This is a genomic window from Hyphomicrobium sp. DY-1 (genome assembly GCF_047497105.1).
Classification (GTDB): domain Bacteria; phylum Pseudomonadota; class Alphaproteobacteria; order Rhizobiales; family Hyphomicrobiaceae; genus Hyphomicrobium_B.
Genome location: NZ_CP134870.1, coordinates 369,384 through 383,281, shown reverse-complemented (window position 1 = coordinate 383,281; position 13,898 = coordinate 369,384). Strand labels below are relative to the sequence as shown.

At 60.0% G+C, this 13,898-nt stretch carries 17 protein-coding genes and 1 tRNA gene; 13 read left to right on the top strand and 5 right to left on the bottom strand.

What is annotated here, in order from left to right; translation table 11 throughout:
- Window position 1: 1 nt before the first annotated feature.
- A complete protein-coding gene (locus RLW41_RS01790) occupies window positions 2-562 on the top strand; it encodes an AAA family ATPase (protein ID WP_414464640.1) in 561 nt (186 codons plus the stop codon).
- Between the two features lie 117 nt (window positions 563-679).
- Window positions 680-756: transfer RNA gene (locus RLW41_RS01785), tRNA-Asp, on the top strand.
- 126 nt (window positions 757-882) lie between these two features.
- Here RLW41_RS01785 and RLW41_RS01780 read toward each other — a convergent pair.
- Window positions 883-1,638: a HugZ family protein gene (locus tag RLW41_RS01780; protein WP_414463231.1), complete on the bottom strand. Its 756-nt coding sequence runs from the start codon at window positions 1,636-1,638 to the stop codon at window positions 883-885.
- Between the two features lie 149 nt (window positions 1,639-1,787).
- Between RLW41_RS01780 and RLW41_RS01775 the strand changes: the two genes are divergently transcribed.
- Window positions 1,788-3,371: a Na+/H+ antiporter gene (locus RLW41_RS01775; RefSeq protein WP_414463230.1), complete on the top strand. Its 1,584-nt coding sequence runs from the start codon at window positions 1,788-1,790 to the stop codon at window positions 3,369-3,371.
- A gap of 84 nt (window positions 3,372-3,455) precedes the next feature.
- On the opposite strand, the gene RLW41_RS01770 is transcribed toward RLW41_RS01775, so the two are convergent.
- Window positions 3,456-4,595, bottom strand: coding sequence for a Spy/CpxP family protein refolding chaperone (locus RLW41_RS01770; protein ID WP_409560611.1), 1,140 nt, complete (start codon window positions 4,593-4,595; stop codon window positions 3,456-3,458).
- Between RLW41_RS01770 and RLW41_RS01765 the strand changes: the two genes are divergently transcribed.
- Together RLW41_RS01765 and RLW41_RS01760 are read left to right on the top strand one after the other, a co-directional pair.
- On the top strand, window positions 4,572-5,117 hold the full coding sequence (locus RLW41_RS01765; RefSeq protein ID WP_414463229.1) for a hypothetical protein: 546 nt from the start codon (window positions 4,572-4,574) through the stop codon (window positions 5,115-5,117). The genes RLW41_RS01770 and RLW41_RS01765 overlap by 24 nt on opposite strands.
- A 351-nt stretch (window positions 5,118-5,468) precedes the next feature.
- Window positions 5,469-6,131, top strand: coding sequence for a transglutaminase-like cysteine peptidase (locus RLW41_RS01760; protein WP_414463228.1), 663 nt, complete (start codon window positions 5,469-5,471; stop codon window positions 6,129-6,131).
- 28 nt (window positions 6,132-6,159) lie between these two features.
- Here RLW41_RS01760 and RLW41_RS01755 read toward each other — a convergent pair whose 3' ends face one another.
- Window positions 6,160-6,453: a hypothetical protein gene (locus RLW41_RS01755; RefSeq protein ID WP_414463227.1), complete on the bottom strand. Its 294-nt coding sequence runs from the start codon at window positions 6,451-6,453 to the stop codon at window positions 6,160-6,162.
- A 192-nt stretch (window positions 6,454-6,645) separates the two neighbouring features.
- On the opposite strand from RLW41_RS01755, the gene RLW41_RS01750 reads away from it, so the two are divergent.
- The gene (locus RLW41_RS01750; RefSeq protein ID WP_414463226.1) at window positions 6,646-7,536 is read left to right on the top strand and encodes a bestrophin family protein; all 891 of its coding nucleotides are present in this window, start codon (window positions 6,646-6,648) and stop codon (window positions 7,534-7,536) included.
- 19 nt (window positions 7,537-7,555) lie between these two features.
- Here RLW41_RS01750 and RLW41_RS01745 read toward each other — a convergent pair whose 3' ends face one another.
- Entirely contained in the window at window positions 7,556-8,749 is a 1,194-nt protein-coding gene (locus tag RLW41_RS01745; RefSeq protein ID WP_414463225.1) for a DUF2778 domain-containing protein, read from the bottom strand.
- 227 nt (window positions 8,750-8,976) lie between these two features.
- Window positions 8,977-9,312, bottom strand: a complete 336-nt coding sequence (locus RLW41_RS01740) for a hypothetical protein (RefSeq protein WP_414463224.1) — start codon at window positions 9,310-9,312, stop codon at window positions 8,977-8,979.
- A gap of 359 nt (window positions 9,313-9,671) precedes the next feature.
- Here RLW41_RS01740 and RLW41_RS01735 point away from each other — a divergent pair, with 359 nt between their 5' ends.
- From RLW41_RS01735 to RLW41_RS01705, 7 genes are all read left to right on the top strand, one after another.
- Window positions 9,672-10,037: an NADH-quinone oxidoreductase subunit A gene (locus tag RLW41_RS01735; protein ID WP_013948518.1), complete on the top strand. Its 366-nt coding sequence runs from the start codon at window positions 9,672-9,674 to the stop codon at window positions 10,035-10,037.
- A complete protein-coding gene (locus RLW41_RS01730) occupies window positions 10,028-10,621 on the top strand; it encodes a NuoB/complex I 20 kDa subunit family protein (protein ID WP_414463223.1) in 594 nt (197 codons plus the stop codon). Before RLW41_RS01735 ends, RLW41_RS01730 begins: the two co-directional genes overlap by 10 nt.
- 63 nt (window positions 10,622-10,684) lie before the next feature.
- Window positions 10,685-11,290, top strand: coding sequence for an NADH-quinone oxidoreductase subunit C (locus RLW41_RS01725; protein WP_414463222.1), 606 nt, complete (start codon window positions 10,685-10,687; stop codon window positions 11,288-11,290).
- 200 nt (window positions 11,291-11,490) lie between these two features.
- Window positions 11,491-11,790 (top strand): hypothetical protein, encoded by a 300-nt coding sequence (locus RLW41_RS01720; protein ID WP_409560604.1) that lies wholly within the window; start codon window positions 11,491-11,493, stop codon window positions 11,788-11,790.
- A gap of 10 nt (window positions 11,791-11,800) precedes the next feature.
- On the top strand, window positions 11,801-12,250 hold the full coding sequence (locus RLW41_RS01715; RefSeq protein WP_414463221.1) for a thioesterase family protein: 450 nt from the start codon (window positions 11,801-11,803) through the stop codon (window positions 12,248-12,250).
- Between the two features lie 2 nt (window positions 12,251-12,252).
- The gene (locus RLW41_RS01710; RefSeq protein WP_409560602.1) at window positions 12,253-13,443 is read left to right on the top strand and encodes an NADH-quinone oxidoreductase subunit D; all 1,191 of its coding nucleotides are present in this window, start codon (window positions 12,253-12,255) and stop codon (window positions 13,441-13,443) included.
- Between the two features lie 6 nt (window positions 13,444-13,449).
- The gene (locus tag RLW41_RS01705; protein WP_414463220.1) at window positions 13,450-13,881 is read left to right on the top strand and encodes an SRPBCC family protein; all 432 of its coding nucleotides are present in this window, start codon (window positions 13,450-13,452) and stop codon (window positions 13,879-13,881) included.
- The last annotated feature ends 17 nt before the right edge of the window (window positions 13,882-13,898 follow it).

The following is a 13,898-nucleotide window of genomic DNA, read 5'->3' as shown; positions in this document are numbered from 1 at the left end:
CATGGCGCAAACGGCGAAAATCGGATCACGTCTGGTAATCGTTACGGGCGGACCTGGCTCCGGTAAAAGTTCGCTGGCGGCGGCCTTGGCCGACGCCGGCTTTCGAACCATGCCGGAAGCAGGACGGGGTATCATTCGCGACCAGGTAGCGATCGGCGGCGCGGCACTCCCGTGGGCGGATCAAAACGCATTTGCCGATCTCATGCTGAGTTGGGATCTGCGCTCCTATCGCGAAGCTCAAGCGGCTGCCGAAACAGGAATTGTCTTCTTCGACCGCGGTATCCCGGACGTCATCGGCTATCTGCAACTTTCTGGCTTACCGGTACCGTCGCAGGTGCAGCGCGCTGCAGAAATGTTTCGTTATAATGATCGCGTTTTCATAGCGCCGCCCTGGCCCGAAATTTTCACCCAGGATTCCGAACGCAAGCAGACGATTGAGGAGGCGGAAGCCACCTACCACGCCATGGCCGACGTCTATACTGGGTTGGGCTATGAATTGGTCACCTTGCCGCGCCTGTCCGTTGCCGAGCGTGCGGCCTTTGTTCTGTCGACTTGCGCCTGAGTTTCAATCGGTTGGAAGCGCTGTGAGCGCATCCAAATTCTATCAACCGGCCGCTTGACTTGGACGCCGCGAACACGTATCTCGACCGCTCGCATCGATGCTCTGCGCATCTGGATTGCGGGAGTAGCTCAGTTGGTTAGAGCGCCGCCCTGTCACGGCGGAGGCCGCGGGTTCAAGTCCCGTCTCTCGCGCCATTTATCAGTCCGATAAACGGTTTTCTGATGATGGCTTCGACGGTGGCCGATTTACAGCCACCGCAACACGAATTCCCACTCGCAATACCAAAAATGGGTCGGCATACCGCCAGGCCGAATGGCGTCTCAGGCAGAACTGGGCGTTTCTTTTGCCAGCGCCACGAGCACCGGCCTCAGTTCCGCAGCCGAGGAAAGCGGGCGGTCGAACCACAACCGCGCGGCGCGGTCGCCGGAGGCGAGGTCCAGACCCTCGGGATCGAGCGTCGAAAGCTTCCAGCCGCCCGGTTCCTCGCCGATCTTCGCCGCATAACGCTCTATCGCGGGGAGATGATCGGAATTCATATGTGAGACGGCACCATCTTCCATGTCGGCCAACGCCTCGACGCCATCGAGTGACGTCGCAAGATCGGCAGCTTTCATCGCGTAGGCCTTGCCGAAGCCCCCGTTCAAAGATGCGCGCGCCGTCTCGAAACGCCAGAACGAAAAATCCGGAAAGTCGACGTAAAGCGCCGCCTTCGGATTCCGCCTGAGATAGCGACTGCGATAAAGCGTGAGTTCGGCGCCTGCGGGAACCTGTTTAGCCGTGCCGATCAGCGTCATGCGCGGATGGGCTAGGGGATCGCCCTTGCCGGGTTCGCCGACGAGCAATGAGCATTTCCCGTCACCCATCAAGTTGGTGCAATGGGACGAGAGCCGGGAAATAAGAAATATCGGCGCGCCATCCATAGCGGTGGCAAGGCTGACGCGGCTCACCGACGGCGAGCCGTCGAGCGGATCGAGCGTTCCCAGTGCGCCATAGCGGGCGCTCCGCACAAGTGTCTTGCCGAGCCGAATAGCTGTGTCGTCGACGGGCTGCAGGACGTCGAGTTTCTTTTCTTCCATGGTCGATGTTCCTTGTATCGGTAGGCGCCCGCCCTGGCGCAGGCCCAACCCGTTTGTCTCAGGGGTCGAAACTACACAAATGCGCGCCCATCAGCTACAGGGGGCACCTTACCTGGCAGGCGCACGCACGATTGGAGAACTTGAACCGCATGCATCCCGTCCAAGTCTTCGAACTCATCTTCACGATGCTGCTCGCCATCCTCGCGCTCCACTGGGTCGCGCTGCGTCTGAAACTGCCTCCCGCTGTGGCGCTTTTGATCGGCGGCGGTGCAATGGCGTTCATTCCGGGGCTGCCGGTCTTCGAACTCGATCCCGAACTCGTGCTCGTGCTGTTCCTTCCGCCGTTGCTGATGGACGGCGCCTATTTTACGGCGCACGCCGAATTCCGCAGGCACATAGCCGGCGTCCTGTCTCTCGCCATCGGCGCCGTGATTTTCACGACACTCGTCGTTGGCGTTGTCACGCACTGGCTGGTGCCGAACATGCCGTGGGCCGCCTGTTTCGCGCTTGGCGCTATCGTGTCGCCGCCGGACGCCGTCTCGGCGCGGGCCGTTCTGCAAACCGTGAAGCTGCCGCGCAGGCTCTCGACGCTGCTCGAAGGCGAAAGTCTTCTGAATGACGCAACCGGGCTCGTGCTTTTCCGGTTCGCCGTCGCGGCCGTGTTGACCGGCACGTTCTCTGCTGGAGCGGCAGCCGGACAGTTCTTCGTGCTGGCGCTGGGTGGCGTCGCGGTCGGCGCGGGCATGGGCGGCCTTTGGATGCTCCTGCTGCGGCGGCTCGGCGACGACTATCTGACGATCGCCGCATCAATCCTGCTGTGCTGGGCGGCCTACATTTCTGCCGAAGCCGTGCATGTGTCCGGCGTCATCGCAACGGTCACCGCCGGGCTTCTGTTCGGCTGGTTTCAGCACACGGTATTTTCAGCCAGCATCCGCATGCGCGCCGGTGCATTCTGGCAGGTGATGGTCTTCATCTTCGAAGCCTTCATTTTCATCCTGATCGGATTATCGCTGCGCGGCGTCCTCGACCGCGTCGGTGGCATTGACGTCGTTCTGGCGCAAATGGCCGTCCCGGTCTTGGTCATCGTACTGGCGATGACGGTTGCGAGGTTCGCGTGGATCTTCGGCAGCGATGCCATCCTTTGGGTGCTGCGAAGCCTGGGCGTCAAACGCGCCCGGCCGCTCGGCGCACCGGCAGCGACCGTTCTCGGATGGGCGGGCATGCGCGGCGTCGTTACGCTCGCAGTCGCGCTGACGCTCCCAGATGCCGTGCCGGGCCGCGACTTCATGCTGGTGACGGCGTTTGCGGTGATCCTCGTTACGGTGCTCCTGCAGGGAACGACGCTCGGCGCTCTCATCCGCCTGCTCGGTCTCAAGGAAGATGAAACGCCTCACGCGAGACTATCGGCATCTCAGGCCGAAGAGGCGATGATCGTGGCGCAGAAGAACGCCGTCGAAAAGCTAGCTTACGATGGCGAGGGCAACCTCGTTCATCCGCAACTACTCGAAAGGTATACGCGTCGCGCCGCGGTAGCCGCGATTTACACGGGCAACGAAAGCGCACACACAGATCGGATCAATGCACATTTCGATGTCATCCTGGCAGCCGTCGCTGCCGGACGCAGCGAGCTGATGCGTTTGCATCGCGCTGGCGACATTGATGATGAAACGCTGCATTCGCTCGAACGTGATCTCGACATTCAGGAAATCGGCGCTTTAGAAAATCGCGTTTAGCCGAACCGGCGGAAGCCCAAACGATTTGTGCCGCCGCCCATTAGCGATGGACGACGGCACTTAATCGGCTTGCTGCCTTTCTTTTTACTTCGACGCTGGGGATTGCGTGCCCGCCTCGCCGCTGCTCGATCCGGTGCTGCTCGCAGGTGGCGATCCCGGCGACGACTGAGCCGTCGCTACGCCGATGGAGTTGAAGCGGGCTTTCTGCTCGTCGGAGAGGGACGCATAGAAGTCATCGACGGCGGGTTGAAGCTCGTTCGTCGCCTGCAACAGCGCATCGACCCGTTTCTCGACCGCATCGAGGCGCCCGCCGACGGTCGTCGGCATCGTCGAGATACAGCCGCCCTTGGAGATATCCGCCGCTTTCGTCGATGCTGTCTTCAGAGCATCGAGCTTACCGCGCTGGGTGTCATCCAAGTTGATCGCCCGTTCGATCTGGTCAGCGGGCAGATCGGCAAACGCCGGTCCGCGGTCGCCGCATAGCTTCGCCACGTCGAGACCTGCGGCCTTGTTGGCTGACTTGCCTTTCGGTTGCGACGCCAGAAGAGCCTTATCGAAGCGCCGCTGTTGGTCCTCGCTCAGCGCACTGTAGAGCTTATCGAGCGACGGACGAACTTCGCCAATCGCGGTTTTCATGGCGGTGAGCCGTTGGGTGACGGCCTGGAGCTTGGCCGGAGGCGTAAGCGGCGCCTCGGCGGGACAAGCCTGCTTCATGACGTCAGCGCCTTTGGTCAGCGCCGTGTCGAAGTCCTTCAGCGCGACACGCTGGTCCTCTGTCGTGGGTGCAATAGCTTTCTGGATGCGTGCAACCGGCAACTGAGCCACGCCGGGAGCCAGGCTGCCGCAAGCGTCCTGCCGCTGCGGCTCCGGAATGGACGCACTCGCGACGCTAGTCGAGCGTCGGCGCGGCGTGTTTACGCCATAGATATCGCCGTAGTCGTAGCTGCCGCCGTAATTGTAATATCCGGGTTCGCCACCAGGCCAGAATACGCTCGACAGGATCCAGTCTGAGCCATAATCCCAGAACGGATCGTAATAGTCATACGGCCACAGCGCAAAAGCGAATGCGTCCCCGTAGGCGTACGGCCAGAATACCGGGCCATACCATCCGTAGCCCCAGCCGCGATGCCAGCGCCCGTAGCGGCCATAGGCGTAGCGATTATGCCAGAAGCCGTTGCGGGCGAAGTGGTGGCCGTAGCCGTGACGACCGAAGGCATGTGTCATACGGCCGGTTGCTGCAAGCGCGCGGCCGTGGCTTGCGAACTGCTTGTTGCCTCGAAAGTGCCGGTTCGCGAAGCCGCGGTTTCCGACGCCACGATGTCCACGCGCGAAATGCGATCCGCGGAAATGATTGCCCCGAGCAAAGCCTCTATTGCCAAAATGGCGGCCTCCGAAGTGTCGACCGCCGAAGTGCCTGCCGCCAAAATGGCGGCCCCCGAAATGTCGACCGCCAAAGCCCCCGAAGTGCCGTCCTCTGAAGTGCCTGCCACCGAAGCCACCGAAGTGACGTCCACCGAAGTGTCGGCCGCCAAAGCCTCCGAAGTGACCGCCTCCGAAATGTCCGCCGCCAAAATGTCCGCCGCCAAAATGCCCACCGCCGAAGTGGCCTCCATGACCACCGCGCGCCTCAGCTTGGCTGGAAAACATCAGCGAACCCATCGCCAACACCGATGCGCTCGCGACGACGGAAATCATACGCACTATGCGAAACATGAGATTGGCTCCATTTCCCTGGCGCGGGAATGATTGAAACAAATACAACTATAATCGACGATTATTGAACACCATCCCACATAATCTGTTCCCGGAGCGGAACGACATATCGGCCATTCCGTAATCGTACGGAGCCGTGCTGCGACGCATCACGTCAGCCAATCCGGAAGGTCTCCGTCAGCCAGTCGAAGGGTGATGCGTCTCGCATTCGAATGCGGGCATTGCGACGGCGAGCAAAACGAAAACGGTCGGTCGCCGACATCACATGTTTCCTAGGCCAACTGGCTAGGCCGAGATTCCGGCGCAAGATCGATAATCTTAGCCCTCCATTAATGTGCAATATTGATCTTCATTCGAGCGTGTAACGGGCTCGGTGTTATCGCAATGCGTTTTGTCAAAATCGTTTTCGCCGGATGGATTGCGTCCCTGGCTGCGACCGCCGTATGTGCAGGCGAGGCGCAGCCGCATCTGCAGCATGTGATCCAAAATCTCTTTCTGGAAGAATACGGAACTGTCGCTCCTCCCGCCGCGTTCGTCCGGTTTTGCACCGAGTCTCCGAGCGAATGCGTGCTCCGCAAAGCGGGAAATGGCTTTGCGGAATCGGCTAAGCGCCTTGAACAGCTGGACGAGGTCAATCGCCGGATCAACCGCGCGATCACGCCGATGACCGATATCGAGCACTACGGGATCGAGGACTATTGGACCATCCCGAAAGACGGAAAGGGCGACTGCGAGGATTACGCTCTTCTCAAGCGCCACATCTTAATTTCTCTGGGATGGCCGACAAGCTCTCTGTTGATGACGGTCGTGCGTATCGAGAACGGAGAAGGGCACGCGGTTCTGACTGCAAGAACGAAATTCGGCGACCTTATTCTCGACAATCGTACGGACGACCTGAAGCCTTGGTACCAGACGGGGTACAGCTACAAAATGATTCAGTCGTCTAATGATCCTCAGGTCTGGCGCGATCTCGATCCCGATGACGACGTGTTGCCGACGCCGATTGCGGTGCCGCAACTTCTATACGACCTGACGCATTTGCACTGAGCGAGCGGCTCTCTGCACAGCTCAGAGATTAGTTTGCATGTTTGCTCTCGTTGGCTTGTTGCGCGCCCTGACTGCAATGCCAATCGCCCTTGTCTGGGTCAGGCAAACAAAAGTCGTCCAGTTCCAGTTCGCGGTTGTCAAGAGCACACGCGTTTCGTGCAGCTTCCTTCGCTGCGGTCTCACTGGTGCTCGATCCTTCGTAGGTTTTCTCGCCCATGCCGCTGAAGCGCCATACTGGCTTGCAGGTCCAAACGGCGCCCTCGGCTGAAGCCGAGAAGGGCATCGACAACATCAAGAGCGCGACGGCGGCATGGAGTTTCACGGTACATCTCCCCAAAGAATTTGGAGCTTGCCATTGCCGCGACGACGCCGCGATAGACTGCGTAGCCTAAAGGTGCCACGGCCGTCAGCGTCTGCAATACGTTGTCAGGAAGGATCGGCAATCCAATTGATAAGTCTCCAACGGGCGCATAGAAAATAATCCCTCGACACAATCAGCGCAGAGAACCTTTCTTTGATCGTCCGACCGAAAGCCTCCTTCTTCGACATCCTCTTTGCCGTCCGCGGATCCATCGCGGGCCGTGTCGCATGGCGCTGCCTTTTCATTACGGTGCTAGCCTGCGTCGTCGTCTTTACTGGCGATTTTCATCTGGAGCCGATGTCTCATCTGGGCACGGCGCCGTTCGGCCTGATCGGCATTGCCATTTCGATCTTCATGAGCTTCCGGAACAGCGCCGCTTATGACCGCTGGTGGGAAGGGCGCAAGCAATGGGGAGAGCTTCTCGTTCAAGTCCGGTCTTTGATGCGTGAGCTATCCGACCTTGATACGGAAGCCAAACGCCGCATCTTCATGCCCTTGATCGCGTTCGCCAATGCGCTCTCGGCGCGCCTTCGCGATGAGGATGAACTGGCCGCAGCCCGCCCGTGGGACGCGACGGTATCCGCCGGCCCCAACGTGACTGATGCCATTCTCAGGCAGGTCGGTGCGGAGCTGATTGCACTGAATAAATCCGGAGAGCTATCGGATTGGCGTTATTCGTCTGCTGCCATCCGTATGAATGGCCTCTCGAACGTTCAGGCTGCCTGTGAACGCATCAAGGCGACGCCGCTGCCATTCGCCTATACGCTTCTCATTCACCGAACGGTCTATCTTTTTTGCGTGTTGCTGCCGTTTGCGCTCGCCCCGCAACTCGGCTGGGGAACGCCCGTCATCGTGGCCTTCATAAGCTACACATTCTTCGGGCTCGACGCGATCGGCGATGACCTCGCCGAGCCGTTCGCCCCCGCCGACAACAGCCTTCCGGTCAAAGCGCTCGTGCGCGTCGTGGAACGCGAAATACTCAGCTCTCTGGACGTGTCGCCTCTGCCCGACGAGCTTCAGCCCGTTGGCTACGTATTGTCGTGAGGCTGAGGAACTCGCGCCGCTATTTGAACAGCGACGTGAGCGAGAACGACGAGGCGACGACGATCGGCGGGTTTTCCGCGACTTGAGGATACGGCTCGTCGATATAGGCGTTGACGCCCGTCGCGCGGCCAGCCTTGACCAATGACGCGACGTAAGCCCAGCCCTTCGGTTCCAGCCCGAGGCAGGCCTCCGACATCTCGCCCTTGAGGCGCTCGTGAATGGCGATGTTCCCGCGCGCGAGAATGGCGGCCGTCTGGCGCGGCGTGAACCTGTCCTTGTCCCAAAGCTTCCGGAGATAGATGCCGACGACGTTCCGCTTGGTCTTCGGCCCCCATGTCACGCGCTTGCTTGGATCGTTCGAGCCGAAGGCGTATTCGCCTGGCGGCAGCGGGCCGACGGCGCGCGTTGCAAGACAATCAGGATCGGGATTGTTTCGGCACATCTCTCGGCCGGAAATCGCCCACGCGATCGTTTGTCCGTTCGAACGTGGATCGCTGGAGATTACGAATAGGCGCCCGGTCCGGATCGTATAGCCGAGCCGGAAAGTTCCGGCGGTCGGCGGAACCTCGTGGATCACATCCTCGAACGGATTGCAGATTTCGCCGCCCGTCAGCTTGCGCGGATAACCGTTGAGCTGAATGGTGACGAAATCGACGCCAGGCGCGCAGTCCCACTGCGGAAGCGTTCGCTTGTTCGCGATGGAAATGGGCGGGCCGGTCGGGACCTTCGCGGGCGCTTTCGGCACGACGGGAGGCGGCGGTGCTTCGGGCTCATCCGTCGGCGCTAGGCTTGCGATCGGCCCTGGTTCCTTCGGCAGACGGCGGATGGCTTCGCACTTTGCGGACAACTTCGGCGGATGAATTTGCTTCACGGCGAGCTTTCGCGCCATGGCAGCGCTCGCGCCGGCCTTGATGTAGGCCACGATCAGAGCCTGCTGAACCTCGATCTGCTCCTGTGAGAGTTCGAAGATGCAATCGTCGTAGATTTGATCTCCGACCTCACTGAAGAAGTCCGCGATCTGCCCGGCTGCAGCCGCTGCTGCCGCCGAGGGATGCGTCGCGCCGGGCGGGGATTGCTGCGCCTGGCTATGACCGGCCGCAAGGAACGGCAGGCACGCGGCGAGCACTACGGTAGCCGCGTTGAACGCCACTCGCGCCCCGGTCAGCCCCGCGCGTGCGCCCCGCCGATGAGCAATATGGTTAGTCCAAATCATATGCCATCCCTAACCAAGAGTCGGGGCAACAGCGAGGCTGTCAGTAAAATTGCGCTCATTCGCCTGCGTCGCAGCGGTCGCGCTCCCCCAAAAGCTCAAAATTGGTCCCGCGCAAATCCGCCGAACGATCCAGTCGCGAGGCGCCTGACGCAGAAAGCGATCTGCGCGCCGATTGCCATCAGCGCGCAGGATGAACTCGAACGGAATATTTGAAAGAGAGCAGGGGGTTATCGCCAGCCGCGATGACCACCCCAGTGTCCACCGCGCCAACCACCGCCATGGCGGCCCCAATAGCCGCCGCGATAGTACGGCCGGCCGCCCCAATAGCCATAACGATAGGGATTATAGCCGGCCCAGTAGGGATAGGGTCGGTAATAGCGGGGCCCGTCGTAGTAGGTCACAACGGGGCCGTCATAATAATATTCCCGTACTGGAGGGCCTTCGACCACCGGACCGCGTTCGACATAACCGCCGTTATATCCGTCAAGGTCCGCTGCCTGCGCCGAAAGCGGCGTGACGCCAACAATGGCTATCGTCGAGAGCGCATAAATCAAGGTTTTCATGAGGATCTCTCCCTGGAGAACTTGCAGCAGAAAACACCTCTGGCTCTGAATGGTTGCTGAACACTGCTCGTTATCTTGCCTGATCTCGAAGCGCAAAGAACAATGCTCGCCGAATAGCTATCAGCAGAAAGTAATATTGTATTAATAATTGTGATCGGGTCTGCAATCACCCCGTACTGCAACGCCCTCCAATCGCGTTCGAACGAAAAAAGCTTCCGGCAATGCGGGGCGATGCAACTGTTTTGTCCTGCGTTTCTCGCTCAGGGCATGGTCAGAAGCAGGGTGTTGCGCCGCAGGACGGCGTGAGTTAACACCGCACAGAAGGCGCTCGGACACTTCGTGCAAGCGGACGCACTGCAATGATGGATCTGACTACGCAATATTTGCCGATAGCTATCTTTATCGGCGTGGCTCTGCTGATCGGCGGCGCCCTGATGATCGCGCCCTTTCTCGTCGCCGTCCGCAACCCTGATCCCGAGAAGGTCTCGGCCTACGAATGCGGTTTTGACGCCTTCGACGACGCCCGCATGAAATTCGACGTGCGCTTCTACCTCGTGTCGATCCTCTTCATTATTTTCGATCTTGAGATCGCATTCCTCTTTCCCTGGGCAGTCGCCTTCAAGGAAATCGGCGTCTTCGGCTTCTGGTCCATGATGGTTTTCCTCGGTGTGTTGACCATCGGCTTCATCTACGAATGGAAGAAGGGCGCGCTGGAATGGGAATGATAATGAAGGACGACGGCGCGTCTGGCCTGCTCTTCGATCGAACCTTTGACCGCGCCCGCGAAGGCGCGGCGGTGACCGGCGCTCCGGCGGCCGATCCGTTTTTCACCGACGTCTCGAACGAGCTGGCCGACAAGGGTTTTGTCGTCACGACCGTCGACGATCTTATCAATTGGGCGCGAACCGGCTCGTTGATGTGGATGACGTTCGGCCTTGCCTGCTGTGCGGTCGAGATGATGCAAGTCTCGATGCCCCGCTACGACGTCGAGCGCTTCGGCTTTGCGCCCCGCGCCTCGCCCCGGCAGTCCGACGTGATGATCGTCGCCGGTACGTTGACCAACAAAATGGCGCCCGCGCTGCGGAAGGTCTATGACCAGATGCCCGAGCCGCGGTACGTCATTTCGATGGGGAGCTGCGCCAACGGCGGCGGCTACTATCATTATTCCTATGCCGTCGTCCGCGGCTGCGATCGCATCGTTCCGGTCGATGTTTACGTGCCGGGTTGCCCGCCGACCGCGGAAGCACTGCTCTACGGAATTCTTTTGCTGCAACGGAAGATTCGCCGCACTGGCACGATCGAACGTTAGGCAAAAGCAAAAAATCACCATGGCCGGCTCATGCTGTCGGCCGCGCTGGGAGATCGCCGGCCGATGACAGAATTGTCTCTATTGCAGGATGCCGCGAATTCGCTTGCAGGCGCCGGCTTGCAGCGGTCGGCCATCGCTTACGACGAATTGACGATCACCGTTGCTCGCGAAGATATCGTCGGCGTGCTGACCAAGCTTCGCGACGATCCCAAATGCCTGTTTGAAGTTCTGATCGACATCTGCGGCGTCGATTATCCTGAACGAGCTGAACGCTTCGACATCGTCTATCATCTGCTGTCGCCGCGCCTGAACCAGCGTATCAGGGTCAAGATCGCAACCGACGAGGTAACTCCCGTCGCGAGCGTCAACGACGTATTTCCCGCTGCCAACTGGTACGAGCGCGAGGCCTACGATCTTTATGGGATCCGCTTCATTGGCCATCCCGATCTGCGCCGCATCCTGACGGACTACGGTTTCCAGGGCCATCCGCTGCGGAAGGATTTCCCGCTCACTGGCTATGTCGAAGTTCGCTATGATGACGAGAAGAAACGTGTCGTCTACGAGCCGGTGAAGCTCACCCAGGAATTCCGCGATTTCGATTTCGAGAGCCCGTGGGAAGGTCCCAGTCACGTTCTGCCGGGCGACGAGAAAGCCGGTCCGAAATCTTAAAGCCCGCAATCTGGCGTTCCGCTTTAAATGTTCGTTCGTTTAGTCTTGCCATCCAGTTGTTCAGCTGCGTTGCCCGAGGCGCCGAAGCAGGGGCATGCTCTCGAATTCAGAGGTCGGCGCGAAGTGCGCCTTTTCGCAGTTGCCGGTAACGAGGTTGTCGGAGGTGCGAAATGGCGGTGATGCACAGGACCCGGATCGCAATGCAACTGGAAGCTAGCGTCGCAATCGCGGCAGCCTTCATGACCATGGCCTTTATCATCGACTGGCCGCGCGCTGTGGCGGGCTTGGTTCTTGGTGCCGTATGCCGCTTTCTGCCCTACGGCACCATTGTCGTGCCGCTGGGCGTGATCTTCGTCTCCGCGCTGTTTGAGCTTCTCTATCCGTGGTTCGGACGCACGACGGGGCCGCACTTCTGGGGTTTTTTCGTTGGCCTGTTTGCAGTCGCAGGGACGGCTTCGAGCCTCTACATCACGATCCGCAATCTGAAGGATCGCGTATGAGCGGCGTGCCATGAAAGATACGCTTCATCCCGGCGCCAAGACACAATTCAGTTATCGCATTCCCGCGACGAAGACCGTGCCGCATCTCTACCCCGAGGCGCATGAGTTCCAGCTCATGCCGACGGTGTTCGCAACAGGCTACATGGTCGGCCTGATGGAATGGACGTGCCTACACATCATTGCGCCTCACCTCGACAAGGGGGAGGGCTCGCTTGGCATCCACATCAATGTTTCGCACCTCGCCGCCACAGTCCCCGGACAAACGGTGACGGTCGACGCCGAATGCACGAAAGTTGCTGGCCGCCGCCTATATTTTCATGTCAAAGCCCACGACGGCATTGACCTAATTGGCGAGGGCGAGCATCAGCGTATGGTCGTCAACTGGGAAAAGTTCGAGCAGCGGGTGAACGAAAAGGCGAAGATCGCCAGGCTTGCACCCATCACGCGCGGGACCGTTTGAACATGGCCGAGACTGAGATCCGCAATTTCAACATCAACTTCGGGCCCCAGCACCCGGCAGCGCATGGCGTGCTGCGCTTGGTCCTCGAACTCGATGGCGAGGTGGTCGAGCGGGTCGATCCGCACATCGGGCTTCTCCATCGCGGCACCGAAAAGCTGATCGAGCACAAGACCTACATGCAGGCGATCGGCTACTTCGATCGCCTCGATTACGTCGCGCCGATGAATCAGGAGCATTCGTTCTGCCTCGCAGCCGAAAAGCTTCTAGGGTTGGAAGTTCCGCGCCGCGCACAGCTCATTCGCGTGCTTTATTCCGAGATCGGGCGCCTCTTGTCCCATCTCTTGAACGTCACCACCCAAGCGATGGACGTCGGCGCGTTGACTCCGCCGCTCTGGGGCTTCGAAGAGCGCGAAAAGCTGATGGTGTTCTATGAGCGCGCATCAGGCTCGCGCATGCACGCCAAATACTTCCGCATCGGCGGCGTCCATCAGGATTTGCCCGATCAGTTGATCGACGATATCTACGCTTTCTGCGATCCGTTCCTGAAGGTTCTGGACGACATCGATGGTCTGCTGACCGAGAACCGGATTTTCAAGCAACGCAACGTCGATATCGGCGTCGTCTCGCTCGATGAAGCGTTTGCGTGGGGATTTTCTGGCGTCATGGTCCGCGGCTCCGGCGCCGCCTGGGACCTGCGCAAGGCGCAGCCCTACGAATGCTATGCTGAGCTCGATTTCGATATCCCGATCGGCAAGAACGGTGATTGTTACGATCGCTATCTCATCCGCATGCAGGAAATGCGTGAGTCGACCAAGCTGATGAAGCAGTGCTGCGAGCTTTTGAAGTCGGCCAGCGGCCAAGGCCCGCACGTCGCCCAGAACAAGAAGGTCGTGCCGCCCAAGCGCGCAGAGATGAAGCGCTCGATGGAAGCGCTCATTCATCACTTCAAGCTCTACACCGAAGGCATCCATGTACCGCCCGGCGAAGTCTATGCGGCCGTCGAAGCGCCCAAGGGCGAATTCGGCGTCTATCTCGTCGCCGACGGTTCGAACAAGCCCTATCGGTGCAAGATCCGCGCTCCCGGCTTCCCGCATCTGGCGGCGATGGATCACATCAATCGCGGCCACATGCTCGCCGACGTCTCGGCGATCCTCGGCTCTCTCGATATCGTCTTCGGCGAAATCGACCGCTGATTCGCCATGGCGCGCGTGATCGAAACGGCGGTGCTGATCCGGGCTGTGCCGTCGCGCGTCTGGTCCGTCCTGATGGACTTCCACGCCTACCCGAGCTGGAACCCTTTTATTCGCAGCATCTCCGGGGAAAAGCGTGTCGGCAGCAAGCTCGAGGTGGTTATCGCGCCGCCGGGCGGAAAGCCGCAGACGTTTCGGCCAGTCGTCGCCGAATTCGTCCCCGAACAACGCTTCTGCTGGCGCGGATCGCTTCCCATTCCGGGGCTCTTCACGGGTGAGCACCGGTTCGTGCTTGGCGCAGAGGGATCAAACACGCTTTTCACGCACTCGGAAGCATTTTCAGGTCTTCTGGTGCCGTTTGTCGGCGGTATCCTCGCCGCGACCGAACGCGGATTTCAAGCCATGAACGGCAAGTTGAAAGCGCGCGCTGAAGAGAGCTAGCGGTCGTCGCCCCAAAA

What these genes read in the sequence shown, in the direction of transcription:
- RLW41_RS01790 (WP_414464640.1), top strand. Translation starts at nt 2, where the DNA reads ATGGCGCAAACGGCGAAAATCGGATCACGTCTGGTAATCGTTACGGGC.
- RLW41_RS01780 (WP_414463231.1), bottom strand. Translation starts at nt 1,638, where the DNA reads ATGGAAGAAAAGAAACTCGACGTCCTGCAGCCCGTCGACGACACAGCT.
- RLW41_RS01775 (WP_414463230.1), top strand. Translation starts at nt 1,788, where the DNA reads ATGCATCCCGTCCAAGTCTTCGAACTCATCTTCACGATGCTGCTCGCC.
- RLW41_RS01770 (WP_409560611.1), bottom strand. Translation starts at nt 4,595, where the DNA reads ATGACACATGCCTTCGGTCGTCACGGCTACGGCCACCACTTCGCCCGC.
- RLW41_RS01760 (WP_414463228.1), top strand. Translation starts at nt 5,469, where the DNA reads ATGCGTTTTGTCAAAATCGTTTTCGCCGGATGGATTGCGTCCCTGGCT.
- RLW41_RS01745 (WP_414463225.1), bottom strand. Translation starts at nt 8,749, where the DNA reads ATGATTTGGACTAACCATATTGCTCATCGGCGGGGCGCACGCGCGGGG.
- RLW41_RS01740 (WP_414463224.1), bottom strand. Translation starts at nt 9,312, where the DNA reads ATGAAAACCTTGATTTATGCGCTCTCGACGATAGCCATTGTTGGCGTC.
- RLW41_RS01735 (WP_013948518.1), top strand. Translation starts at nt 9,672, where the DNA reads ATGATGGATCTGACTACGCAATATTTGCCGATAGCTATCTTTATCGGC.
- RLW41_RS01730 (WP_414463223.1), top strand. Translation starts at nt 10,028, where the DNA reads ATGGGAATGATAATGAAGGACGACGGCGCGTCTGGCCTGCTCTTCGAT.
- RLW41_RS01725 (WP_414463222.1), top strand. Translation starts at nt 10,685, where the DNA reads ATGACAGAATTGTCTCTATTGCAGGATGCCGCGAATTCGCTTGCAGGC.
- RLW41_RS01720 (WP_409560604.1), top strand. Translation starts at nt 11,491, where the DNA reads ATGCAACTGGAAGCTAGCGTCGCAATCGCGGCAGCCTTCATGACCATG.
- RLW41_RS01715 (WP_414463221.1), top strand. Translation starts at nt 11,801, where the DNA reads ATGAAAGATACGCTTCATCCCGGCGCCAAGACACAATTCAGTTATCGC.
- RLW41_RS01710 (WP_409560602.1), top strand. Translation starts at nt 12,253, where the DNA reads ATGGCCGAGACTGAGATCCGCAATTTCAACATCAACTTCGGGCCCCAG.
- RLW41_RS01705 (WP_414463220.1), top strand. Translation starts at nt 13,450, where the DNA reads ATGGCGCGCGTGATCGAAACGGCGGTGCTGATCCGGGCTGTGCCGTCG.